This window comes from Chryseobacterium sp. FR054 (genome assembly GCF_056844565.1).
The window spans coordinates 328,553-351,284 of sequence record NZ_JBXDSA010000002.1 but is presented as its reverse complement, the minus strand read 5'-3'; the positions used below and the strand labels follow the sequence as shown (position 1 = coordinate 351,284).

The window sequence follows — 22,732 nt, the reverse complement described above, 5'->3', positions numbered from 1 at the left end:
GCCTTATAAGGCATGATGCAGATAAAAAAAGCGTCCTTGCGCAAATTCCAACAAAACATATAATGCAAAAAAATCTGCTCAATCTGCAAAATCCGCGAGAGAATATTAAATCATTTTTTTTGTTGGAAAACGCAAAAGGCACTAAGATTTTAAATTATTACGCGACTTTTAAGACGCAAGAAAATCAGAGATTTTCAGCAAATGATTTTCACGTTTTCAACAAACTTACAACACTGAAATTTCTAACAGTTTCTGCCTCATGATCTCAGGACTCATTGCTCCCTCATGATAGTATACCAGCTTCTGGTTCTTATCCAGAAAGATCCACAACGGATACACCGGCTGCTGCTTATTTTTCGATAAAGCCAGAGCCAGCTCATGAATTCCGGAACTTCCATTGGAGAGATAGCTGAATTCCTGTCCCTGAAATCTTATCTTTTCTTTCATTTTTTCAGTTTCAAAATTAATAAGATAAAAGTGGTCATTAATCAGCTTTACCGTTTCCTGATCTTTGCTCAAACTGTATTTTTCAATCTTACAGACAGTGCACCAGTCCGTATACAAATGAATGATTACAGGTTTGGGGGATCTGAGCATTTCAGTTTCCAGACCGGAAAAAGTGCCTGTCTTCATCTGAGACAGATAAAAACACGGCACCAACATTAAAAATAAAAATAAGTTGTTCATTTCAGATTATATTTTATTCCGAGGAAACCCCTGATTTTCTGCATCGGAGCATAACCATATGCCGTGTCAAACGTATAATGGTTGGGGTTGTTCACCGGGTCATCTGCATATTTGTCAAAAGGATCAAACGGGCGCATCAAAGGATCTTTCGGCGTAAAGTTGAACAGGTTTTTAACCCCGCAGTAGACCTCAAATCCTGATTTAAAGCTTTTGGAAACCTGGATATTGGCCAGGGAATAAAACGGAGAATATTCCGGGCGGTAATCATCAGGAAGCACAGGTAACCTCATCGGTCCGTAGAACTGTCCTGTAAAATCTACCGTCAGATCATTCCTGAACTTATAGCTCAGATTATAAGTTCCACTCCATTTCGGAGCGTGCAGCTGCTGTGATTTCTGTCCGGAATCAAACTTCTGGTAAACATCCAGGTACGTTACTCCAAGATTTACACTCAGCGGAAAGCTGAAGCTGAAATCCACATTCATCGAGGCTCCCCTTGAAATTCCGTATCCATGAAGATTATCGTAAATAATTTTATCGGGATCCGTATCAAAATCCCCTACGATCTTATTGCTGAAATACGTATAAAAGGCAGAAGCATCCAGCTGAATAAGACGGTTTCCGACAGGAATCTTCCAGATATAGTTCAGATTTCCGTTCACAGATCTTTCCGGCTTAAGGTCAGACTGAATCACTACTTCCCTCGATCCTGTAAGAGCTGCATGATCTTCCGTAAACAGATTTACGACCCTGAAACCTGTTCCGAAATTGAAACGTAAGGTATGATAGGGATTCGGGGAAAATTTCCAGGCGAATCTCGGGGAATGAACAGCATGATGAATTTTATCATAATCAAATCTGTATCCCACAAGCAGCGTATGTTTATCATTTATTTCCCACTGGTCCTGGACAAAGCCCCCCCAGATCGGAGATTTCATCGGATCATTCGTGATTCCGTCCGCCGACAGGGTTCCCGGTGTATTGTCATCATAAAATGTTCTTTTGAAAGTAAATCCGGCAGTCAGGTCATGGCTTTTAAGCTTCTTACTCCAATACGTCTGCGCAAAGGCCACTTTCTGAAGCGCATCAAACGGATTCGCCCCGTAAAAAGAGTTCTGGTTATGATAGTTATACGAAAACTGGGTAACCACATATTCTTTCAACGGCCATTGGTACAGCCCGAAAACTTCTGCCCGGTTGGTATAAATACTTTCCCCGTATACTTCATCACTGCCGCGATAATGCCTGTTCCACTGCATTTCTCCCCCGAAACGGTCCTCATACAGATACCTCATGGCAAAACTCGCCTGGCGGTTGTCTTTCCTCTTGAAATTCCATTTGTTAAAAACTGAAATCCGGCTCTGTAATGCCGTATCGGTAAAATTATCCTTATTCTGATCTATTTTTTCTTTAAAGCTGAAGTAGTTTAAACTCAAAAGTGCCGAAGCATTCTTTCCGGCATTGAATTTGGCAGCCAGATCAAGATTATTTTCATTCCAGGTCGTGGTCATCAGGTCTGCACTTAATTTCGGGGCAGTAAGGGCATTCTTTGTAATGATATTGATGACCCCGCCCATTGCTTCCGAACCGTAAATAGAAGAAGCAGGACCTTTTACCACTTCAATCCGGTCAACAAGGCTATTGGGAATACCGCTCAATCCGTATACCGTGGAAAGTGAGCTTACAATCGGTATTCCATCAATCAGGATCATGGTGTAAGGTCCTTCCAGACCGTTGATATGAATATCTCCGGTATTGCATACGGAACAGTTCAGCTGAGGTTTTACCCCGTTTACCATTGCAATCGATTCAAAAATGCTTGGCGTAGGGTTTTTCTGAAAAAATTTCTGACTGTATATTTCTACTGCTACCGGGCTTTTTGATCTGCTTACCGGCTTTATGGTTCCGGTGATAACCACATCTTCAATAGTACCGGTTTTTGTTTTCTCCTGGGAAACTCTTACTGAATCCGTCTTCATGTGTTGAGAAATAGACAAACTGTCTGTTTCCTGGGCAAAACAGTAGGAGGATAAAAAAGTAATAGAAAATAATATTCGCTTCATGAAATTAAAATTGTTAGACAAATCTAACAATTATTTTTGAAACACAAAACACCATGACAAATGTTGTTGAAATCAATTCACGAAAAATTAGTAAATTTGAGAAACGACATATAAAAGTAAAATGAGATATCATCAATCGGGAAGTATCCCACAAAAAAGGCATACCATATTCAAATCGCCGGAAGATAAATTCTATTACGAACAGCTTTTCGGAACGGAAGGCTTTCATGGAATTTCCTCTCTGCTTTATCATATCCACCGCCCTACACAGATCAAATCCATAGGAGCACCGAAAGATGTTACCCCAAAGATTGCTGTGGAGAAAAACGTGGCTCCAAGAATGTTCAAAGGAATGAATGTAACTCCGGAAGACGATTTTATGGACAGCCGGAAAATCCTTCTGATGAATAACGATCTGAAGATGGGGCTTGCCAAACCGAGAAAATCCATGGATTATTTCTACAAGAATGCAGAATGTGATGAACTGCTGTATGTACACCAGGGAACCGGTATCCTGAAAACTTTTGTAGGAGATCTTGAATTTGTAACCGGTGATTATCTCATTATTCCGAGAGGGACTATTTATCAGGTAGAATTACAGTCTGATGATACGGTATTTTTTGTGCTGGAAAGCCACTCTCCTATTTATACTCCGAAGAGATACAGAAATGAATTCGGACAGCTTCTGGAACACTCTCCTTTCTGCGAAAGAGATATTATTGCGCCGGTTTTTAAAGAGCCTAAAGATGAAAAGGGAGAATTTTTAATTAAAGTAAAAAAGGAAAATCAGATCACGGACTTCATCTATGCAACCCACCCTTTTGACGTTGTGGGATGGGACGGTTATTTTTATCCTTACAAATTCAATATCAAAAATTTTGAACCGATTACCGGAAGAATTCACCAGCCACCACCGGTACACCAGAACTTTGAAGGTCATAATTTCGTGGTATGCTCATTCTGTGCAAGAATGTATGATTATCATCCGATGGCTATCCCCGCTCCTTACAACCACTCCAATATCGATTCTGATGAGGTTCTTTTCTATACGGAAGGCGATTTCATGAGCCGTAACCATATTGATCTGATGGACTTCACTCTGCATCCGGGAGGAATTGTTCACGGACCTCACCCAGGTGCAATGGAAAGAAGTATCGGTAAAAAATTTACTGAAGAATATGCAGTAATGGTAGATCCTTTCCGCCCGTTAAAGATTACGGAAGAAGCCTTAAAAGTAGAAGATCCTTCCTATAAAACTTCCTGGCTGGAAGAAACCGATAAAACTATGGAAGACCGTTCTCAGGAGTAAAAAAATCATTCATAAAAAAATTTCACTATGTACAATTATATCAGTGCAGAAGAAGCTATATATACCATCAAAAGCGGAAACCGCGTATTTTTTCACGGAAGTGCATGTACTCCGAACTATCTTATTGACGAACTGGCAAGACAGGCACACCGTCTGGAAAATGTAGAAATGGTTTCCATTACCCAGCAGGGAAATGTAGAAATTGCAAAACCGCAGTACAAAGACAAGTTTTTCATCAATTCATTATTTGTCTCCACACCGGTACGTGATGCGGTAAATTCGGACAGAGGAGACTTCGTTCCTGTCTTTTTAAGTGAAATTCCTATTCTCTTCAGGAAAAACATATTACCCCTGGATGTGGCTCTGGTAACCGTTTCACCTCCGGATAAACATGGATTCTGCACATTGGGAACATCAGTAGATGTGGCAAGAGCTGCCGTAGATACTGCAAAGATCATCGTTGCAATAGTTAACCCTCTGATGCCGAGAACCCACGGTGACGGAATGATCCACATCAGCAGAATACACAAACTGGTATGGCATGAAGAAGAGCTTCCTACGGTAGATTACGGATCCAAAGTTGGCCCGGAGGAAATGCTGGTAGGAAAAAACGTGGCAGAACTTATTGAAGACAGATCTACTCTGCAGATGGGTATAGGAACCATCCCGGATGCTGTTCTTAAATGTCTGACTAACCATAAAGACCTGGGAGTTCACACAGAAATGCTGAGCGATGGTGTTATTGACCTGATTCAGAACGATGTGATTAACAATAAATATAAAGGTTACAACGATAATAAAACCATTACCAGCTTCTGCTTCGGAACCAGAAAACTCTATGATTATGTGGATGATAATACCGTTTTTGCATTCAGAGATGTAAGCGATGTGAACTTCCCCATCAATATCATGAGAAATAAAAAAATGGTAGCCATCAACTCTGCCATTGAGATCGATCTTACAGGGCAGGTATGTGCAGATTCCATCGGAACCATGCAGTACAGCGGAATCGGAGGACAAATGGATTTTATGAGAGGAGCCGCTTTGAGTGAAGATGGAAAACCCATTATTGCCATTACCTCAAGAACTAAAAAAGGAATTTCAAGAATTGTTCCTTTCCTTAAACAGGGTGCGGGAGTAGTGACTACCAGAGGGCACATTCACTACGTAGTGACCGAATACGGTACCGCTTACCTGTACGGTAAAAACCTTCGCCAGAGAGCCCAGGAGCTCATCAGCATCGCTCATCCGGACGACAGGGAAATGCTGGAAAGAGCTGCTTTTGAGAGATTTAAATAACCAGAAAAGATGTGAAAATTTTCTCTGTTATGATATTTTTTCTTCCAAAAGCAGAGAAATTTTTCGGATAAGAATTAAACACCCATCAAAAAACTTTAACATTTGGCAGTATTTTTGATTAAGTCCTTTCAAAAAAACCAGGGAAATTGAAAACGATATATAATTCGATAAGAGAAGAAGTTGTAAAACATTCAAAAGTCAGGGATTCTGTTTTGGGGAATGTGAGTGAATGGAAAAGAAGCCATTATATCATTCTTTCCGAAATCATCAAAGATGAATTATCTGAAGCTGAGGAATTAAAAGGAGGAAAAAAATTTGAAATAGGAAACACGATTTCGCACGTTACGCTGCAGCGTTTTTTTGAAAACGATTATCAGGACAAAACCCACAATGATCTGAGGTTTCTGAAAACCCTTGATAAAATATGCATTTTCCTGGGATACAGAGATCTCAATGACTATATTTTATCGGTAAAAAAACGAAATCAGGAAACGAAAGAAACAGACAGTCAGGAGTTTCTTACACAGCTGGTGTATGATTACTGCGCCACTACTTTTGAATTTTACAAACACTTTCCGGCCCATAAGCCTGAGATTTTCAAAGATCTTGTCTTTGACGGGTCTCCGTTTTTAGAAAGAACTTCCCAGTTCAGCAAAGAACTCTGCGACAGAGATTTTCAGCTGGTTACCAAAAACAACCGCTCCAACTATGAAGTGTTTGATATACATATGGTAACTGATGAACCGGACAAAAAGATTCTGGAATCCCAGGAATTCTGGAATCTCCTGTTTAAGGTAGGCGGAACCGGTGAAGAACATTTCGTGAATCAGCTGAATACACAGATCTATTTTATCCGTAAGATAGACAATGTCTGGAAGATCTGGGATAATTACAACCCCGATGCAGGAAGGCTCAACAGAAAACTATAAATGACGAAAGCCGTAGAATTTCTACGGCTTTTGTGTTTCGAAACATTTTTTTTCCACTTGTTTTTTGTGAATACAAATGTACATATCCCAACTTCATAACAAGAAACTTAAATATACTTAAATGAACTTTTCTTTAACTTTATGTTAAGTAAATACAAGGATTACTTATTAATATTTTCGCTATTACTAAGAATTTTGTAATTTGCATACCATTAAAAATAAAAGTAAAAAGAAAATATGTCAACACTTACATTTGCCGAAAAAATTGCTCAAGCTGAGAATTTTCTGCCGATCAACGGTACGGATTACATTGAGTTTTATGTAGGAAATGCAAAACAGGCTGCCCACTATTACAAAACCGCTTTCGGTTTTCAGTCTGTTGCATATGCGGGTCCTGAAACAGGAGTAAGAGACCGTGCTTCTTATGTTCTTCAACAGGGAAAAATAAGATTGGTACTGACTACCGGTCTTAAATCTGATTCCCCAATCAATGAACATGTAAAAAAACATGGTGACGGAGTAAAGATTTTGGCACTTTGGGTAGACGATGCTTATGCAGCTTTCGAAGAAACAACCAAAAGAGGCGGAAAACCTTATTTAGAGCCTGTAACTTTAACTGACGAACATGGTGAGGTAAGAATGTCCGGAATTTATACCTACGGAGAAACGGTTCACATGTTTGTGGAAAGAAAAAATTATAACGGTGCTTTCATGCCCGGATATGAAAAATGGGAAAGCGACTACAAGCCTGAAGAAGCAGGATTACTGTATGTAGACCACTGTGTAGGAAATGTAGACTGGGACAGAATGATTCCTACCGTAGAATGGTACGAAAAAGTAATGGGGTTTGTAAATATCCTTTCTTTTGACGATAAACAGATCAACACAGAATATTCTGCGCTGATGTCTAAAGTAATGTCCAATGGAAACGGGTATGCCAAATTCCCGATCAACGAACCTGCAGAAGGTAAAAAGAAATCGCAGGTAGAAGAATATCTTGATTTCTATGAAGGTGAAGGGGTACAGCACATCGCAGTAGCTACAAAAGACATTATTCACACGGTAAGCGAGCTGAAAAAACGGGGTGTAGAATTCCTTTCCGCTCCGCCGGAAGCGTATTACGATATGGTTCCTGAAAGAGTAGGCCATATTGATGAAGATCTTAAAAAATTACAGGAACTTGGCATCCTTATTGACCATGATGAGGAAGGCTACCTTCTTCAGATCTTTACAAAGCCTGTGGAAGACCGCCCTACCCTGTTCTTCGAGATCATTGAAAGACACGGCGCACAGAGTTTTGGTGCCGGAAACTTCAAAGCATTATTCGAAGCTCTGGAAAGAGAACAGGAAAGAAGAGGTAATCTTTAATTTAACAATATAACATATAAAGTTTTGTCAGGATGCAGAGTTCTGGCAAAACTTTTTTATAAAACACACTACATGAAGAAATTTTTAATCGGAGTTTTGTTACTGGGTACATTAGGCCTTAAAGCTCAATATGGAACCATCAATGAGATTCTCAACAGACTAGAAGAAAGAAAAGGCATCAACCAGCACCTTGAAAATGTAAACATTGATAATAAGAAGTTTGTTTTCATTAAGGATGCGGCAGACCATACGGAAAGAGATTTCATTATTATTAAAGGAAATCAGGCTACATATGTAGAGGTTTTTGATGATAAAGCTACCGGAGAAAGCAGTTCCAATGTTTTTACCGGGGATATCGTCAGAAAAAAGAATATTGTTTCCCTGCGGGCAGATATGCTTGAAAATACAAAAGTTCCTATTCCGGTAACCAAAACCCTGCTGCTGACCAAACAGAAAGACATTCTGTATCTTATTGACATCAATACCAAAGACCGCTGGATAGACGAAGAATCCTATTCAAAAAAGAAGAAGTAACTTCCCTCACGGCAGAAAATAAAACATTACGCTTATTTTCTTATCCCTTAATTTAAATCCAAACATATGAAATCATTTGTAGAATATTCCCCGAGTTCGGACTTTTCCATCCATAATATTCCTTTCGGAGTAACTGTTTTTAATAAAGAATATATCGGTTGCTGCACCAGAATCGGAGATCAGGTCATTGATCTCGCAACCCTGTATGATCTGGGCTATTTTGAAGACATTGAAGGTTTAGACGACAATGTTTTTGAAGCCTATACCCTGAACGAATTTATTGAACTGGGAAAACCGGTTACCAATGCGGTACGTACCAGAATCCAGGAACTTCTTCTCGAAGGCTCCACTTTATCTAAAGATGAAAAAACTATTGAAGATGCATTCTACGATCTTGATAAAGTAAAAATGATGATGCCCGTGCACATCCCGAATTACACGGATTTTTACAGCAGCATCGAACATGCTACCAATGTAGGTAAAATGTTCCGCGATCCTGCCAATGCTCTTCTTCCCAACTGGAAACACCTTCCGGTAGGCTATCACGGAAGAGCTTCCTCTATCGTAGTTTCAGGAACAGAAATCAACCGTCCGAAAGGTCAGATGAAGCCCGCAGATGCCGATAAGCCCGTTTTCGGACCGTGCAAACAGCTTGATTTTGAACTGGAAATGGCATTTATCGTCAGCAAAAATACAGAGATGGGAGAAAGTATTTCCACAAAAGATGCTGAAGATGCCATTTTCGGAATGGTGGTTTTCAACGACTGGTCTGCAAGAGATATTCAGGCCTGGGAATATGTTCCGCTTGGGCCTTTCCTTGCTAAAAACTTCGGCTCATCCATTTCTCCGTGGGTAGTTACCCTTGAAGCACTGGAACCGTTCAGAACCGCTTCTCCGGTACAGGATCCTGAAGTATTGGATTATCTGAAAATTGATGGGGATAAAAATTACGACATCAACCTTGAAGTATACCTTCAGCCTGAAAACGGCGAAGAAAACCTGATCTGCGAAAGCAACTACAAACACATGTACTGGAGTATGACCCAACAGCTGGCTCACCATACCGTAAACGGATGTAACGTGGAAGTCGGTGATATGTATGCCAGCGGTACCATTTCAGGAAGTGATCCTAAATCTTTCGGTTCTATGATGGAACTGACATGGAGAGGTCAGAACCCTTTATCATTAAGCAACGGTGAAGAAAGAAAATTCATAGAAGACAACGATACCGTTACTATGAAAGCATGGGCTGAAAAAGATGGTGTGAGAGTGGGATTTGGTGAAGTAAGCGGAAAAATTATTCCAACGGTATAATCTTAAAATAAACACTTAAAATGAAACCTTATAGGTTTTAAAAACCTATAAGGTTTAGTGAAATGCATTTTTATTATTGAAAAAAATAATTTCACTTTAAAATCTTTTGTGCCTTTTGTGGTTAAGCTTAAGTGGTTAAAAATAAAAAATGAAAACAGTAATCCCCTCCGAAATAACCCCCGTTCAGCTGCAGACCATTATGCAGACTGCCGTATCGCCTCGTCCTATTGCACTGGCCTCTACGGTAGATAAGGACGGAAATATCAATTTATCTCCATTCAGTTTCTTTAATATGTTCAGTACGGTTCCTCCGGTACTGATCTTTTCGCCTTCAAGAAGAGTGCGCGATAATACCACGAAACATACGCTGGAAAATGTTCTGGAAGTTCAGGAAGTCGTTATTGGGACCGTTAACTTTCCCATTGTACAGCAAATTTCATTAGCTTCTACGGAATATGAGACAGGAGTAAATGAGTTTGTGAAATCCGGTCTTACGATGAAAGACGCAGATCTGGTGAAACCCAAACTGATTGAAGAATGCCCTGTTAATTTTGAATGTAAAGTTTTAGAAGTAAAGTCTCTGGGAGATCAGGGCGGTGCCGGAAATCTGGTGATCTGCGAAGTTCAGAAAATCCATATCAGGGAAGAATACCTGAATGAAGCCGGAAACCTGGATCAGGCAAAACTGGATATGGTGGCAAGATTAGGAAGCAACTGGTATTCCAGAAGCAATGAAAACAGTCTTTTCGAAGTCCCGAAACCACTGGTGACCAAAGGAATAGGATTTGATCTTCTGCCTGACACCATCAAGTACAGTAAAGTATTTACAGGAAACGACCTGGGAATGCTCGCCAATACGGAAGTACTTCCTTCCGGGGATTTCCATGCCGATGAAAATATTCATGCCGATGCTCAGAAATTACTTCTGGAAAGTAAAATTGAAGAAGCCTGGAAAATCTTAACCAAATAATCAGGTTGATTTTAAATACAAAAAGGAGTGAAAAGTTCATTTTCACTCCTTTTTTATAGAATATTCCTTTCGGCTAAATGAATAAGCTGTTTATCTTGTTTTCAGTTCCTCACTGATTTCTATTTTTCCTTTTTCTGCATATTCCTTTACTTTTCCATCTCTGTCTATAAGAACATTCAGATTATCATTTTTAGCATCAAAATAAATGAATGCATAATATCCCGGGCAATTGTGCTGCATGCATCCGTTGGCTCTGTATACTTCATTTTCGGCCTTGACAGGACTTACCACGTTAAAATTTTTAACCATCTCATCATAATCGGCTCCCATTAGCTTTTTAAGCCTGTCGGTTAAGTCTTTATCCTCAAACAGCTTGATATCAGTGGGATATTTCCCAACATTTCTGGTCAGGATATTTTGTGCCGGCACAACTTCTTTAACGGTTTCAACCGGGGCAGCCTCAGGGATTTCTTTTTTACATGAAACAGCCGCCAGCAATGAAAACGCTGCTGCAACTACCGTTAGTTTATTCATAATTACGTTCAATAGGGTGATTAATATTTTTTTGTGTATAGCTTCAAACTCTGTTCCAGACGAGTGTTATTTTATGGTTTTCTTAATAAAATCAATACATTTTTCTGTAACGGTATTCAGGTTTTCCGGGAGGATATTTTCAGTCCAGGGTTCTTTTGATCCGAAAGTATGATCTGCATGATCTACCAGAAAGAGTTCGGAATTAGGATTAAGAATATGAAGATGTTCAGCATCCTTCACTCCGACACTTTCATCATCTGTGCCGTGAATGATAAGCATGTAGGCTTTGGCCATTTCAGTTGCCATTTCCACATCGAAACGGTGGATATTCTTCTCGAAATCTTCGTAAAACTGGTAATAATGGGGCATTTCCTGTCTGGTACGTCCGTTCAGGACATAATATACTCCGTTTTTCTTCCAGCTTTCAAGAGCTTCATCTGTCGGGAAACGTTCGAGTGTATCTACACTGGCAAGAGTAATCAGCGCATTGATCCTTTCGTCTTCATACGTTTTCACAATGGAAATTCCCCCTCCCCTGCTGTGTCCCATCAGAATGATCTTCTGGTCATCCACTTTAGGATGATGACTAAAATAATCGATGACAACACCCAGATCAGAAAGTTCCTTAGAATAATTATTATTTCCAAAGGCTACCAGGTCGGCAAAATGACGGGGATCATCAACCGTTGTACCGTTATGTGAAAAATTAAATTTCACAAAGAAAAAACCGGCTTCTGCAAACTTCTCAGCCATCAGATTCCAGGCTCCCCAGTCTTTATAACCTTTATAGCCGTGAACAAAAATGACCAGCGGTAACTTTTCATCAGTTTCAGGATAAAAAGCATCGGCCAGAAATGTTTTGGTCTCAGGATTTTCCAGCTTCACATTAAGATCTTTTGTCAATTTCATAAAAATAAAACATTTTGTTTACTGTATTTTGAATAACAGTTATATTTGCAATATTCACTCTAATCTAAATATATGAAAAAATCACTACTTCTTTTATTTTTGATTTCATTTTCTTTCATCTTCAGCCAAAATGTAAAAAGAGTTTTCTTTGTGGGAAACAGTTACACTTACACCAATAATATGCCGGAACTGGTAAAACTTATTGCAGCATCTGCCGGAGATCAATTAGCTTATGAAAGCTATACCCCAGGTGGATCCAGGCTGAAGCAGCATGCAGAAAACCCAGCCGTCACCTCAGTAATCAGCCAGGGAAACTGGGATTATGTGGTCTTACAGGAACAGAGCCAGATTCCCTCTTTCCCGGATTCATTCATACAAAATGAAATGTTTCCTTATGCAAAACAGCTTGCAGACCTGACCAAAAATACCAACCCCTGCGGAAATCCCATATTTTTCATGACGTGGGGCTACAAAAACGGAGATGCAACCAACTGTGCCAACGGCAATACAGCCGTATGTGCCTATGAGGGAATGGATGACCTGATCTCTGCCCGGTATACAGAAATGGCCGGACATAACGAGAGCCTTGTTTCTCCCGTCGGTAAAGTATGGAGAGCAATCCGGCAGCTGCATCCCCAAATGGAACTCTACTCTTCAGACGGATCACACCCAAGCTATTTAGGCTCAATGGCCGCAGCTTATACTTTCTACACCCTGATATTCAAGAAGGATCCGGAACTGGTGTCTTATAATGGCAATCTTACCCCCGCCGAATCGCAGGCTATAAAAAGCATTACAAAAAATATAGTTTTCAACGGATTGGAAACATGGTTTATCAATACCAATGATCTCCCTACACGGTTTGTCTATGAGATATCCGGAAGTTCAGTACAGTTCACCAACCAAACGCAAAGTGCGACTTCTTTTCTCTGGAATTTCGGAGACGGAACCACCTCAACACTGGAAAATCCCCAGCACACTTATAATTCAACAGGAAATTACCAGGTAAGCCTCACTACCAACGCATGCAGTAAAAATTCAACTAAAATAAAATCTGTAAACGTTCAGACGCTCGGAACACAGGAGCAGAAAGTAACTCCCATTGATATTTACCCGAATCCGGCACAGGATTTCATCAGCATTGTTACCGATAGAAAAATTACAGTGATCTCATTCACAGATGCTGCCGGACGGAAGCTCCGGTACAGACTCGAAAAAACGGGTTCCGGATATACCATTCCGCTGAATCATCTTTCTTCCGGAGTTTACCTGTTAAAATATAAAGCGGGAGAAACAGAATTCACTAAAAAGATTCTAAAAAAATAAGCTTATTTTTGCGGTATGCTGGATTTAAGAACGGTAACCGTGATGCGTTACATCCTTCCTCTGAGGGAAGGCGGCTCTCTTCCTGCTTTGGCAGAAGCTGACGATGATTTTAAATATGTACTGAAATTCCGTGGTGCAGGCCACGGAGTAAAGATGCTGATCTCTGAACTTTTAGGCGGAAAGATTACCGAAGCTCTGGGACTGAAGATCCCCGAACTGGTACTGGTAAACCTTGACGTAGATTTCGGAAGAACAGAGGCCGATGAGGAAATCCAGGATCTTTTGAAATTTTCAGAAGGTCTGAATCTGGGTCTTCATTATCTTTCCGGCTCTATTGCTTATGATCCCGGCGTGAAGATCGATCCGCTTCTGGCCTCCAAAATTGTATGGCTGGACGCGTTTATTACGAATATCGACAGAACATTCAGGAATACCAATCTCCTGATGTGGCACAAAGAACTTTGGGTAATTGACAATGGAGCTTCTTTTTACTTCCATCACTCTTGGCAGAATTTTGATGCGGCGGCCAAAACACCTTTTAAATATGTAAAAGACCATGTGCTGCTTCCAAAGGCCAAAATGCTTGACGAAGCAGATGCATTTGCCCATACCGTACTGAATGACAGACTTTTCAGAGACATCGTTAATCTGATCCCGGAAGACTGGCTGCACTGGAATGATGCAGAGGAAACTCCTGACCAGATCCGTGAAATCTACTTCCGGTTTATGAAGACAAGACTGGAAAATTCCCAAATCTTTCTAAACGAAGCCAAAAATGCAAGAGGATAAAATATACGAATACGCTGTAATACGCCTGGTGCCTAAGGTTGAAAGAGAGGAATTTTTTAATATCGGGCTTGTCATGTTTTCCAAAAAAGAGAAATTCATCCGCGTGGAATTCTATCTGTGTCCTGATAAATTCAGACTGATGCACAGCAAACTCGATTATGACGATATTATCCAGAATCTTGAAAGCTTTAAAAAAATTGCTGAAGGCGACAAAGATGGCGGACCAATTGCTCTTCTGGACATTCCTGAACGTTTCCGCTGGCTGACAGCTGTGAGGAGTTCCGTGGTACAGACTTCCAGACCCCATCCCGGAAAATCAAAGGATCTGGAGATTACTTTTGGTAAGCTTTTTGAGGAGTTAGTAAAATAACACATTCCTTAAAAAAAGTTTATTATGTATTCAACAATTAACAACATATCAGTTTACAGGTTTTTTACAAACCTGTTTTTTATTTTATTTTTAAGTTTTTCCAATTCTTTTTTTTCACAGAGTTTTTCACAGTCCCCAACTCAGGCTCCCCGTGTAAAGAGTTCTTTACTTGCGGAAGTAGCAGCGGTTTCCGAAGATATTGTTTACAAAATCAATAGAAAAGGAAGTCCCGTTGCATTAGATCTTTATATTCCTAAAAATACTTCTGCGGACCGGCTTCCAGTCTTAATCTACGTTCACGGAGGCGGATGGATAGAAGGTGATAAAACGATCCATGCTGATAACTATGTTGAAAATACCATTCAGAAACTGATGGCCAGGCAATATGCTGTTATCAGTATTAATTACACTCTTCTGAATGACAATACCCATTTCCCCCTGCCATTGGAAGATACTAAAGATGCGGTAAGATGGGTACGGAAAAATGCGGAAAAATATAATTTTGATGTCAATAATATCGGACTTTTCGGAGCTTCAGCAGGAGCGCACCTTTCTCTGCTTGCCGCTTATACTCCTGATACCACTTATACCGGCAGTCCGGAACTTTCATCCTATTCTGCAAAAGTGAATTATGTAATTGATCATTACGGTCCTGCGGATCTTAACAAGCTTTTTCATACCAGCGCAGGTACTATCCCGGTTGCTATGATCGGAATGATCTCAAAAAAGATTATCAGCCTGCAGCAGAATCTGGTAAAAGGATTATCAGGATACGACATCAATAAAGATCAGCAGAAGGCAATCGGATATCTTAAAACCATATCACCTGTTAATTTTGTTTCCGGCGGGGTTCCCACTTTAATTGTACAGGGAAATAAAGATAAGGTCGTTCCTTTAAACCAATCTAAAAAGCTGCACAGGAAACTGAAAAGAGCAAAAGTTCAGACATCATTAATTGTTATTGATAAAGGCGTACATAGTTTTTCTACAACTGATAAAGCCTATCTGGACCAAATGGTGGATCAGATGGTAGATTTTATTGTTTCACAGAAGAAATAAGACCTACATTTTTGTTGACTTAACGCGATGGCGCAAGATTTAACGATGATACTTTTAGGGCGCAAGAAAATCAAAGATTTTCAGCTATCTTTTTCAGCTGTAATCAATTATTTATAAATGAAAACAGCCGAAGGCTAATCCACAGCTTCAGCAAATCAACGCAGTTGATTCTACTCTTTGCTCCCTTAAAATCACTATTGCCTATAAATTGACACCTTGCGTTGGAAAAAAACTTACCCATCTATTCTTATTTTTCTCCCTGATCATGCAGATCAAGCAGATTTTTTGCTCTGTTGGATTTTGTTTTGAAAAAAAATTAATGCAAAGATTATTTTTGAGAATGCTGATTTTGAGTGAACAAAGCTATGTGACTTCGTAACTGATGAAGCTAATGGTTAAAACCCACGCTTCGTCGAATCAACGCAGTTGATTCTACTCTTTGCTCCCTTAAAATCAGTATTGCCTATAAGTTGACACTTTGCGTTGGAAAAAAACTTACCCATCTATTCTTATTTTTCTCGCTGATCATGCAGATAAAGCAGATTTTTTGCTCTGCTGGATTTTGTTTTGAAAAAAAATTAATGCAAAGATTATTTTTGAGAATGCTGATTTTGAGTGAACAAAGCTATGTGACTTCGTAACTGATGACGCTCATGGTTAAAAACCACGCTTCAGCGAATCAACGCAGTTGATTCTACTCTTTGCTCCCTTAAAATCAGTATTGCCTATAAATTGGCACCTTGCGTTGGAAAAAACCTTACCCATCTATTCTTATTTTTCTCGCTGATCATGCAGATAAAGCAGATTTTTTGCTCTGTTGAATTAACAGGATTTATTTTGAAAAAAAATTAATGCAAAGATTATTTTTGAGAATGCTGATTTTGAGTGAACAAAGCTATGTGACTTCGTAACTGATGAAGCTAATGGTTAAAACCCACGCTTCGTCGAATCAACGCAGTTGATTCGACTCTTTGCTTCCTTAAAATCAGTATTGCCTATAAATAGGACTTTGCGTTAAAGAAAAATTTCAACCCATCTATTTTTATTTTTCTCGCTGATCATGCAGATCAAGCAGATTTTTTGTTCTGTTGAATTAACAGGATTTGTTGAAGACTAAAGTTTTCATGTTCTATTTTTTTTAACTGGCATCAATTTTTATTGAAAAGGACCGGATATTCCTGAAAGAAAGGAAAATACATTGCCGGTTTTTTGCCTGCTCTGATAATTTTTATACATTTGTCCTGCTTTAGGGGTATTCTGAGAAGAATTGAGAGAGTCCCTTTGAACCTGATACGGCTTACACCGACGTAGGGAAAAGCAAAAATACATTTTCCGCAGTGTATCTTTTGTCTGGATTCATCCTGAAGCTGTTTTTTATTTTAATCTAAATGATAACAATGGAAAGAATCCTTTGGGAACAGGTACAGCTTGTCAGACAAAAATCTCCTCTGGTTCACAACATTACCAATTATGTAGTGATGAACAATACAGCCAATGCCCTTTTGGCTGCCGGTGCTTCCCCTATTATGGCGCACGCCAAATCTGAAATCCGCGAAATGGTTAACATCGCCCATTCCGTAGTCATTAATATCGGAACTCTTGATGAATACTGGACAGAGTCTATGCTTACCGCTGCTGAAACAGCCCATTCCATGAACAAACCGTGGATTCTGGATCCTGTGGGAGCCGGAGCAACATCTTACAGGGATCAGGTTTTACAGCAGCTTTTACAATATCAGCCTTCCGTCATCCGAGGAAATGCGTCTGAAATCATTGCTCTTTCAAAAGCCAATATTTCGGCTACAAAGGGAGTAGACAGCACAGCACAAAGCAATGAAGCTGTTAATTCAGCAAAAATTCTCTCAGAACAATATGATACAACAGTCTGTATTTCCGGAAAAACGGATATTATTCTAAACGGGAAGCAAAAAGTCCTTATCAGTAACGGGCATCCGATGATGACTAAAGTAACGGGGCTGGGATGTTCCGCCACTGCATTAACGGGAGCATTTACAGGAATTCAGGAAGACCGGATTATTGCCACAGCAGCGGCAATGGCATTGCTCGGGATATCAGGGGAACTGGCTGTCCGGGAAAGTAAAGGTCCCGGAAGTCTTCAGGTTCATCTGCTTGACAAGCTATACAACATTACAGAAGAGGAGTTTTTCAGTCATATAAAAATTGAGCAGGAATGAGTTTTATTTCTTTTCCTTATCAGCTTTATCTGGTTATTTCCGAAGCAGACTGTGCCGGAAAAAATTTCATTGAAGTGGCTGAACAGGCTATCCTCGGAGGTGTGGACATCATTCAGCTGAGAGAGAAAAACAGCAGTACTGTTTCATTTTTTCAGAAAGCACAGAAACTTAAAGAAATCACTGATAAATATAATATTCCGCTCATCATCAATGACAATATTGAAGTAGCCGAAAAGGTGAATGCTGCCGGAATTCATGTCGGCAACAGTGATGCCTCACCTGTTTATCTGAGACAGCAGCCTCTTATAAAGGATAAAATGATCGGCTATTCTATTGAATATCTTTCGCAGCTTGACAATGAAGAGACTTCAGTCTCCGATTATTTAGGCATAAGCCCTGTTTTTAAAACCTCAACCAAAACCGATACCATAACGGAATGGGGCCTGGAAGGAATATCACAGATCAGAAGTCTTACTGACAAACCATTGGTTGCCATCGGCAGTATTCATCTGGAAAATGCAGGAGAAGTTATAAGAGCAGGAGCCGACTGCATTGCCGTTGTTTCTGCGATTTGCAGTGCTCACTATCCTCAAAAAGCCGCTTATGAATTAAAAAATGAAATTTTAAAATGAAAAAATATAAATACCCATCCGTACTGACGATCGCCGGATTTGACGGAAGCGGCGGTGCCGGAATTCAGGCTGATATAAAAACCGCTTCTGCTCTGGGCTGCTTTTCCACATCGGTACTCACGGCATTACCGGTACAGAATACGCAGGGAGTAAGAAAAATATACCCGGTTCCCGTGGAAGCGGTGGCAGACCAGATCGGAGCGATCCTTGATGATATTTTCCCCGATGCCATTAAAATAGGAATGGTTCATACTCCGCAGCTGGTAGAAACCATTGTCTCGACTTTGGCTAAATATAAAAAAATACCCCTTGTATTTGATCCGGTTATGGTAGCGACAAGCGGACACCGTTTAATTGAAGAAGAAACCATTACCGCCATCACCGAAAAGCTTTTCCCTATGGCAGATGTTATCACTCCGAATATGGATGAAGCCGCAATTCTGGCTGATATGCCTGTCCATACCGTTGAAGATCTATATGCAGCAGGAGAAAAGATCAAAAAACTGGGTTGTAAAAGCATTCTTCTCAAAGGCGGACATCAGGAAACCTCAACGATCACCTCATTGTATTACGATGAAAATGAACAGTATCACTCTTTTGAAACTTTAAAGTTCAACACCAATAATACCCACGGTTCAGGCTGTACCCTGTCTTCTGCCATAGCAGCTTATCTTGCTCAGGGTAAAACATTGCATGAAGCTGTTTCTCTGGGACAGCAATATGTTTACCAGGCAATAGAAAACGGAAAAGACGTACAAACCGGCTTTGGAAACGGTCCGCTGAATCACTTTTTTAATCCTCAAAAACTTATCAAAAATGAAATGGTCTGAACAAACCTGGCAAACCATAGAAGAACGTTATCAGTCTATTCTGGACATGCCTTTTATTAAAGAATTATCAGACGGAAGCCTTCCTCAGGAAAAATTCCGTTTTTATATGGCTCAGGATTCCTTATATCTTGAACACTTCGGGCGGACCCTATCGTTAATTGCAGCAAAAATCCAGGATATCCAGGATGTGCTGGCTTTTATGAGATTCGCTGAGAATGCTGTTGTGGTGGAAAATGCACTGCATGAATCGTATTTCGTGGACTTTGGTGTTACGGATAAGGGTACTTTACAACCTGCCTGCCATCATTACATCCATTTTCTGAGAAGCACTGCCGCCCTGGAAGCTGTGGAAGTTGCGGTTGCAGCTGTATTGCCGTGCTTCTGGATTTACAGGGAAGTCGGAAATTATATTTTAAGCCGGCCAAAGACAGATCACAACCCTTATCAGAAATGGATTGATACTTATGGCGGTGATGAATTTTCCGCAGCTGTGGATCATGCCATTGCCATTTGTGACAGAGCCGCTGAAAACAGCACCGAAGAAATCCGGAAAAAAATGACGGAAGCATTTGTGATGTCTTCAAGGATGGAGTTTCATTTCTGGGAAGCCGCCTATGAATTAAAAATGTGGAAATAAATCAGAGCTTATTCCTGATTACAAAGCAAACAGGTCCTTTTTCTGAGGACCTGTTCTGATAATAATAGAAAGTGAAAAAAAAATATTAAAAGTTGAAATTAAGTCTTGAAAACACATACCTGCCGTTCTGTCCGAACTGTGATGTGGAACGTGAATACACAAACTGATCATTGTTGGTAGAAGCCGGAAGATTTCTGGTTGGGTAAATATCAAACAGATTATTCACGCCTACCGTCAATCCTATATTTTTGGTAAACTGATATGCCAGTGAAAGATCCGTAATAATCTTTGCCGTAATCTGCTGGTGTTCGTTCGGATCCACCATTCCATCGCCATTGGCATCAATAATATCAGCTCCGGTTACCTTTCCGAAGTAGGTATTTCTAAGATAGAAGCTTGCATTTTTCCATGAAAGGGTATGTGATAAACCGGCTTTCACTCTTGGAACTGCTTCTTCCAGATATACTCTGGATTTTTCAGAAAAATAAACCTTTTCAAGATTGGCAGACTGCAGTAATCCTGAAGAATGAATATCTCCCACTCTCCTTGTCTGGCTGAGATTTACGGCGAAACTGTTATCCAGCTTCAGTCCTGAAACTCTCATATTATGGGCAATCACCACATCCACTCCTTTTGTTTCCGTATCTATGGCATTGGTAAAAAACTGCGCTCCGTTGATATTCTCTGCATCAAAAGCATCTTTTGCCGCTGCCGGTACGTCAGCTCTTAAAAACTGATCGGTAAGGATCACTCTGTTATTGATCTTCGTAAAATAACCGTCGGCTGTAAAAGATAAATTGACCGCCGGAATTCTGTAAGTAAATCCTACACTTGCCGATCTGGATGTTTCCTGCTTTAATTTTGGAATGCCCAGCAGTTCGGCAATTCTGGAATCGTTGCTGAATGTTCCCACTTCCAGAAGCTGGCCGTTCGTAAACAGAGTAGAAGTAACATTATAATAAATCTGATGAATGGAAGGTGCCCTGAATCCCGTAGATCCGGCCAGTCTTACATTGAAATTGGGAGCTACTTTTATTCTTGAAGCCAGTTTATAATTAAAGGTAGATCCGAAATCCGAATAATTCTCATATCTCGCCGCAGCATCCACCAAAAGCCAGTTGGTAAAATTGAATTCCACATCGGCATAAGCTGCTACCGACTGTCTGTTTTTATCCACCGCGTTAGCAGGCTTGAATCCTCCGAATACCTGGGACCCTCCCGGAAGTGCATTTCCAAAGAAATCCGTAGGTCTCGGACTGTTGTTGTTCCATATATTTCCGGAAACATCATAGGTTGCATAGGAAGCCTCCTCTCCTGCTGTCATTTTAAAATTTTCATAGCGGTGTTCTCCTCCGAAAGCGACATTAATTCCGTTCCAGACATCATATTTTTTAGAAAAATCCAGATTGACCGTATTCTGGGAAAATCTTAATCCTCCGGCATCAAAATCTCCTGGGGAACTGAATCTTAACGAGGTGTTTCCCGTATTCCTGATGTTATAGGTAAATGAATTCTGCCCGAAGGTATTGCTCAGATCAATATGCCATCCGTTCCATGTCCCTTTGATTCCGGCCGCAAGTGAAAGATCCTGAATATCCGTTCCGATCTGCGGCAGATAACCGTCTGCATACAGCCCAGTAAACGTTCTGCTCTGGTTGGGCTTTCTGTAAAATCCTCCGGAAACCCCATGTCTGATGCTGTATCCGCCGAATGAATATACCTTCCAGTTATCACTCACCGGAACTTCTATATTGGCAAAAAGCTGGTGATTGTTCAGTTTAGACTGCCCTACCTGCATATTGAAATCTTTTCTTGTCAGCCCCCTGTAAGCCAGTTCCTGATCGGTAACATCAAAATTCAGCAGAGACTGAAGCCCTTTCTGGATTACATTTCCCTGGGCATCCTTTATATCCTGAATAATCGATGTATTCTGAATGGCACTCTGCTGGGCTGCACTGAAGTATCCAATGCCCTGCGCATACTGGTGAATATAATCAACAAGCTGCTGTGAATTCGGGGTATTGCTGATATTACTGAATAAAGAGGAAAGATTCACTCCGTCATTCAGTGCGCGTTTTTCAATGGCATTATAGGCATTGTAGATGGTACCGCTTTCTGCCCCCGCTCTGGATGTAGGGTCTCTGAACTGTGAAGACCATGTGATATTATAAAAGCCGCCTTTACTTCCGATCTTATTTCCGTAGTTAAGATCAAGCTGAATATTCTGGCCGTCAAAATTCCCGGTATGGTCATTGGCTGTTGGCGTTAAATTTCCGCCATAGCTTACCTGTCCGGTCAGTTTTCCGGTATCTTTTTTCAGTTCCAGGTTGATGACCCCGGCAATGGCATCTGAGCCGTACTGGGCGGAAGCTCCGTCTCTAAGCACTTCTATCCTGTTCAGGGCAAATGAAGGGATGGCATTAAGATCCGTTCCTACGGTTCCTCTGCCCGGTGTTCCGTTTACATTTACCAGTGCTGAAGTGTGTCTTCTTTTTCCGTTTACCAGGACCAAAGCCTGATCAGGTCCCAATCCTCTCAGCTGTGCAGGATCCAGGTGATCCGTTCCGTCTGAGTTTGTCTGAATGGTAGACGTGAAAGACGGAGCCAGTGAGTTCAGGATCTGCCCTATACTTGATTGCGGAAGAACCACGGAAGACTCTTTGATATTGAATACATCCACCGGAACCGGGCTGTCTGTTTTTGACCTTGCCCCTCCTCTTGAACCGAGAATTACAACTTCCTCTACTTTATTGGTTTTCAGGCTGTCTTTTTCTTTTTCCTGCCCGAAAGCAAAACTTCCCAGAAAAAATAAGACAGAAGCTGATAAGATGGTATTTCTATTTTTCATATCCTTTACATCAATTAATAGTTTATGTTTTTTGAGTGGCAAATGTAAAGCAATTTTATTAGTCTACAAAATTAATAGACTTTTGTTTTCTGAAAAAGAGTGATAGTTTTTTTCTATGCGGATGGAAGTT

21 protein-coding genes and 1 riboswitch are annotated in these 22,732 nt (G+C 40.4%); of the genes, 16 read left to right on the top strand and 5 right to left on the bottom strand.

The features are described 5' to 3' along the window. The coding region (locus AC106S_RS08960) for a hypothetical protein (RefSeq protein WP_482438731.1) at positions 1–263 on the top strand (263 nt) is incomplete at its 5' end. Here AC106S_RS08960 and AC106S_RS08955 read toward each other — a convergent pair. Further along, positions 226–633 (bottom strand): thioredoxin fold domain-containing protein, encoded by a 408-nt coding sequence (locus tag AC106S_RS08955; protein WP_482438730.1) that lies wholly within the window; start codon positions 631–633, stop codon positions 226–228. The two genes, AC106S_RS08960 and AC106S_RS08955, sit on opposite strands and share 38 nt — an antisense overlap. A gap of 50 nt (positions 634–683) precedes the next feature. Beyond that, complete coding sequence (locus AC106S_RS08950; RefSeq protein WP_482438729.1) at positions 684–2,750, bottom strand: TonB-dependent receptor plug domain-containing protein; 2,067 nt, start codon at positions 2,748–2,750, stop codon at positions 684–686. A gap of 121 nt (positions 2,751–2,871) precedes the next feature. On the opposite strand from AC106S_RS08950, the gene AC106S_RS08945 reads away from it, so the two are divergent. The 7 genes from AC106S_RS08945 (at position 2,872) to AC106S_RS08915 (ending at position 10,473) form a co-directional block, all read left to right on the top strand. After that, positions 2,872–4,059 carry a homogentisate 1,2-dioxygenase gene (locus AC106S_RS08945; protein ID WP_482438728.1) on the top strand — a complete coding sequence of 396 codons (1,188 nt, stop codon included), beginning with the start codon at positions 2,872–2,874 and terminating at the stop codon, positions 4,057–4,059. A 27-nt stretch (positions 4,060–4,086) separates the two neighbouring features. After that, a complete protein-coding gene (locus AC106S_RS08940; RefSeq protein WP_482438727.1) occupies positions 4,087–5,358 on the top strand; it encodes an acetyl-CoA hydrolase/transferase family protein in 1,272 nt (423 codons plus the stop codon). Positions 5,359–5,504: 146 nt separating this feature from the next. Continuing rightward, entirely contained in the window at positions 5,505–6,287 is a 783-nt protein-coding gene (locus AC106S_RS08935) for a hypothetical protein (protein ID WP_482438726.1), read from the top strand. 237 nt (positions 6,288–6,524) lie between these two features. Next, on the top strand, positions 6,525–7,655 hold the full coding sequence (hppD, locus tag AC106S_RS08930) for a 4-hydroxyphenylpyruvate dioxygenase (RefSeq protein ID WP_482438725.1): 1,131 nt from the start codon (positions 6,525–6,527) through the stop codon (positions 7,653–7,655). A gap of 72 nt (positions 7,656–7,727) precedes the next feature. Beyond that, positions 7,728–8,189, top strand: a complete 462-nt coding sequence (locus tag AC106S_RS08925) for a hypothetical protein (protein ID WP_482438724.1) — start codon at positions 7,728–7,730, stop codon at positions 8,187–8,189. Between the two features lie 66 nt (positions 8,190–8,255). Next, the gene (gene fahA / locus AC106S_RS08920) at positions 8,256–9,503 is read left to right on the top strand and encodes a fumarylacetoacetase (protein WP_482438723.1); all 1,248 of its coding nucleotides are present in this window, start codon (positions 8,256–8,258) and stop codon (positions 9,501–9,503) included. A 148-nt stretch (positions 9,504–9,651) separates the two neighbouring features. Beyond that, positions 9,652–10,473: a flavin reductase family protein gene (locus AC106S_RS08915; RefSeq protein WP_482438722.1), complete on the top strand. Its 822-nt coding sequence runs from the start codon at positions 9,652–9,654 to the stop codon at positions 10,471–10,473. Between the two features lie 90 nt (positions 10,474–10,563). Here the strand turns inward: AC106S_RS08915 and AC106S_RS08910 are convergent, their stop codons facing one another. Together AC106S_RS08910 and AC106S_RS08905 are read right to left on the bottom strand one after the other, a co-directional pair. After that, the gene (locus AC106S_RS08910; RefSeq protein ID WP_482438721.1) at positions 10,564–11,007 is read right to left on the bottom strand and encodes a hypothetical protein; all 444 of its coding nucleotides are present in this window, start codon (positions 11,005–11,007) and stop codon (positions 10,564–10,566) included. Between the two features lie 66 nt (positions 11,008–11,073). Further along, positions 11,074–11,916, bottom strand: coding sequence for an alpha/beta hydrolase family protein (locus tag AC106S_RS08905; RefSeq protein ID WP_482438720.1), 843 nt, complete (start codon positions 11,914–11,916; stop codon positions 11,074–11,076). A gap of 72 nt (positions 11,917–11,988) precedes the next feature. Here AC106S_RS08905 and AC106S_RS08900 point away from each other — a divergent pair, with 72 nt between their 5' ends. From AC106S_RS08900 to tenA, 8 genes are all read left to right on the top strand, one after another. Then, positions 11,989–13,242, top strand: coding sequence for a PKD domain-containing protein (locus AC106S_RS08900; protein ID WP_482438719.1), 1,254 nt, complete (start codon positions 11,989–11,991; stop codon positions 13,240–13,242). A 15-nt stretch (positions 13,243–13,257) separates the two neighbouring features. Then, complete coding sequence (locus AC106S_RS08895; protein WP_482438718.1) at positions 13,258–14,031, top strand: HipA family kinase; 774 nt, start codon at positions 13,258–13,260, stop codon at positions 14,029–14,031. Further along, positions 14,018–14,401: a DUF3037 domain-containing protein gene (locus tag AC106S_RS08890; RefSeq protein WP_482438717.1), complete on the top strand. Its 384-nt coding sequence runs from the start codon at positions 14,018–14,020 to the stop codon at positions 14,399–14,401. Before AC106S_RS08895 ends, AC106S_RS08890 begins: the two co-directional genes overlap by 14 nt. A gap of 24 nt (positions 14,402–14,425) precedes the next feature. Then, positions 14,426–15,460, top strand: coding sequence for an alpha/beta hydrolase fold domain-containing protein (locus AC106S_RS08885; protein ID WP_482438716.1), 1,035 nt, complete (start codon positions 14,426–14,428; stop codon positions 15,458–15,460). Positions 15,461–16,698: 1,238 nt separating this feature from the next. Next, positions 16,699–16,791, top strand: a riboswitch (TPP riboswitch). A 66-nt stretch (positions 16,792–16,857) separates the two neighbouring features. Next, positions 16,858–17,655 carry a hydroxyethylthiazole kinase gene (gene thiM / locus AC106S_RS08880; RefSeq protein WP_482438715.1) on the top strand — a complete coding sequence of 266 codons (798 nt, stop codon included), beginning with the start codon at positions 16,858–16,860 and terminating at the stop codon, positions 17,653–17,655. Next, positions 17,652–18,287 carry a thiamine phosphate synthase gene (thiE, locus tag AC106S_RS08875; protein ID WP_482438714.1) on the top strand — a complete coding sequence of 212 codons (636 nt, stop codon included), beginning with the start codon at positions 17,652–17,654 and terminating at the stop codon, positions 18,285–18,287. Before thiM ends, thiE begins: the two co-directional genes overlap by 4 nt. Then, entirely contained in the window at positions 18,284–19,117 is an 834-nt protein-coding gene (gene thiD / locus AC106S_RS08870; RefSeq protein ID WP_482438713.1) for a bifunctional hydroxymethylpyrimidine kinase/phosphomethylpyrimidine kinase, read from the top strand. Before thiE ends, thiD begins: the two co-directional genes overlap by 4 nt. Beyond that, positions 19,104–19,754 carry a thiaminase II gene (gene tenA / locus AC106S_RS08865; protein WP_482438712.1) on the top strand — a complete coding sequence of 217 codons (651 nt, stop codon included), beginning with the start codon at positions 19,104–19,106 and terminating at the stop codon, positions 19,752–19,754. Before thiD ends, tenA begins: the two co-directional genes overlap by 14 nt. Positions 19,755–19,839: 85 nt before the next feature. Here the strand turns inward: tenA and AC106S_RS08860 are convergent, their stop codons facing one another. Further along, on the bottom strand, positions 19,840–22,602 hold the full coding sequence (locus AC106S_RS08860; RefSeq protein ID WP_482438711.1) for a TonB-dependent receptor plug domain-containing protein: 2,763 nt from the start codon (positions 22,600–22,602) through the stop codon (positions 19,840–19,842). Positions 22,603–22,732: the final 130 nt, after the last annotated feature.

Coding starts and splice junctions, on each gene's coding strand:
- AC106S_RS08860 (WP_482438711.1), bottom strand. CDS start 22,602: ATGAAAAATAGAAATACCATCTTATCAGCTTCTGTCTTATTTTTTCTG.
- AC106S_RS08925 (WP_482438724.1), top strand. CDS start 7,728: ATGAAGAAATTTTTAATCGGAGTTTTGTTACTGGGTACATTAGGCCTT.
- AC106S_RS08945 (WP_482438728.1), top strand. CDS start 2,872: ATGAGATATCATCAATCGGGAAGTATCCCACAAAAAAGGCATACCATA.
- thiM (WP_482438715.1), top strand. CDS start 16,858: ATGGAAAGAATCCTTTGGGAACAGGTACAGCTTGTCAGACAAAAATCT.
- AC106S_RS08910 (WP_482438721.1), bottom strand. CDS start 11,007: ATGAATAAACTAACGGTAGTTGCAGCAGCGTTTTCATTGCTGGCGGCT.
- AC106S_RS08885 (WP_482438716.1), top strand. CDS start 14,426: ATGTATTCAACAATTAACAACATATCAGTTTACAGGTTTTTTACAAAC.
- AC106S_RS08950 (WP_482438729.1), bottom strand. CDS start 2,750: ATGAAGCGAATATTATTTTCTATTACTTTTTTATCCTCCTACTGTTTT.
- AC106S_RS08915 (WP_482438722.1), top strand. CDS start 9,652: ATGAAAACAGTAATCCCCTCCGAAATAACCCCCGTTCAGCTGCAGACC.
- fahA (WP_482438723.1), top strand. CDS start 8,256: ATGAAATCATTTGTAGAATATTCCCCGAGTTCGGACTTTTCCATCCAT.
- AC106S_RS08955 (WP_482438730.1), bottom strand. CDS start 633: ATGAAGACAGGCACTTTTTCCGGTCTGGAAACTGAAATGCTCAGATCC.
- hppD (WP_482438725.1), top strand. CDS start 6,525: ATGTCAACACTTACATTTGCCGAAAAAATTGCTCAAGCTGAGAATTTT.
- AC106S_RS08905 (WP_482438720.1), bottom strand. CDS start 11,916: ATGAAATTGACAAAAGATCTTAATGTGAAGCTGGAAAATCCTGAGACC.
- AC106S_RS08895 (WP_482438718.1), top strand. CDS start 13,258: ATGCTGGATTTAAGAACGGTAACCGTGATGCGTTACATCCTTCCTCTG.
- AC106S_RS08890 (WP_482438717.1), top strand. CDS start 14,018: ATGCAAGAGGATAAAATATACGAATACGCTGTAATACGCCTGGTGCCT.
- thiD (WP_482438713.1), top strand. CDS start 18,284: ATGAAAAAATATAAATACCCATCCGTACTGACGATCGCCGGATTTGAC.
- AC106S_RS08940 (WP_482438727.1), top strand. CDS start 4,087: ATGTACAATTATATCAGTGCAGAAGAAGCTATATATACCATCAAAAGC.
- AC106S_RS08900 (WP_482438719.1), top strand. CDS start 11,989: ATGAAAAAATCACTACTTCTTTTATTTTTGATTTCATTTTCTTTCATC.
- tenA (WP_482438712.1), top strand. CDS start 19,104: ATGAAATGGTCTGAACAAACCTGGCAAACCATAGAAGAACGTTATCAG.
- thiE (WP_482438714.1), top strand. CDS start 17,652: ATGAGTTTTATTTCTTTTCCTTATCAGCTTTATCTGGTTATTTCCGAA.